1 protein-coding gene and 1 pseudogene are annotated in these 1,094 nt (G+C 70.0%); both read right to left on the bottom strand.

Going from position 1 to position 1,094, the window contains the following annotated elements; genetic code table 11:
• A pseudogene (locus tag D458_RS0132655) lies at window positions 1-342 on the bottom strand (oxygenase MpaB family protein); the annotation flags it as partial.
• A gap of 116 nt (window positions 343-458) precedes the next feature.
• On the bottom strand, window positions 459-1,094 hold a 636-nt coding region (locus tag D458_RS34700; protein WP_017590923.1), incomplete at its 5' end, for an oxygenase MpaB family protein.

Genomic DNA, 1,094 nt, shown 5'->3' with positions numbered 1-1,094 from the left:
CACGTAGCGGTAGTCGTCGTTGCTGATGTCGTAGGACCGGTGCATCTGGTTCATCCGGCGCAGGGAGTCGCGTCCCTTGCCCGGCTCGAACCCGTGTCGGATCATGTTGCCCAGGATCAGCGCGGTGTCGTCGTAGCGCTTCTGGGTCTGGCCGGTGAACTGGTCGGTGTTGCCCAGCAGCTCGCCGATGGAGGGCACGGCGTAGGTGCGGTACAGCGCGATGCCCAGAGCCCGGCCCATGTCCCACGGGAACTCGTGGGAGTTGAGGATCTGCATGATCCGCACGCAGTCCGCCTCGGCGTCCAGACGGTGGATCTCGTCGCGCCAGTCGAAGCGCTTCATTCGCGGTTCCTTCAGGGAGTGGGGATGGTGAACAACGGGGGGTTCGGGGGCGGGGGATCGCCGGCGTGCGGCTGGGCCGTGCGCCGTGCCGGGGGTGGGGAACGGCCGGGGCCGGGTCAGCGCTCGGTCGGTTCGGGGGAGGCGCCCTCGGGTGAGGCGGTGCCCTCGGGCTGGGCGGGGGCCACCGCCTGGCCGGCTGCGGGCACCTGGGCGCCGGTGGCGGGGACACTCCGGGTGCGCATGTCGTGGGGGACCGGGCAGCCCTTGGGGAACGTACCGATGCGGTCCGGCTCGTAGCCGTCGGGGTAGCTGCGGATGTTGGGGCTCATCCGGGCCCAGCGCGGTTCCTCGCGCGGCTTCATCCGGCGCACGACCTTGGCGCGCAGCTTCAGCGCCAGGTCACCGGACTTGCGCCAGAACGCCGAGGGCTCGGGGTAGCCGAAGGCCTTGATCAGGGGCTCGTCCAGCAGGCCCTTGGTGAAGGGGCGGACGAGCGGGCGCTGCCAGGCCGGGTAGAAGTCGACCATCAGCTCGAGGGTGGCGTCGGAGACGGCGCGGCCGCCCTCGGTGTAGGCGAAGTGCTCCGCCTCGTAGGAGTCCATCAGCTCGCGGAACTCGGCGTAGGTTCCGGGGATGTCCTTGATCCCCATGTGCTTGCCGAGCTTGCGGTAGTAGTTCGTGCTGGCCGCGATCTCGTGGTCGCTCAGCCGGCGCCAGCCGTAGCCGTAGTCGTTGAGCCAGCGGACCGGCAT

This window comes from Nocardiopsis ganjiahuensis DSM 45031, from assembly GCF_000341085.1.
GTDB classification, from domain to species: Bacteria; Actinomycetota; Actinomycetes; order Streptosporangiales; family Streptosporangiaceae; genus Nocardiopsis; species Nocardiopsis ganjiahuensis.
Note: the sequence above shows the minus strand (reverse complement) of the source record. Positions and strands in the feature narration are given on the sequence as shown.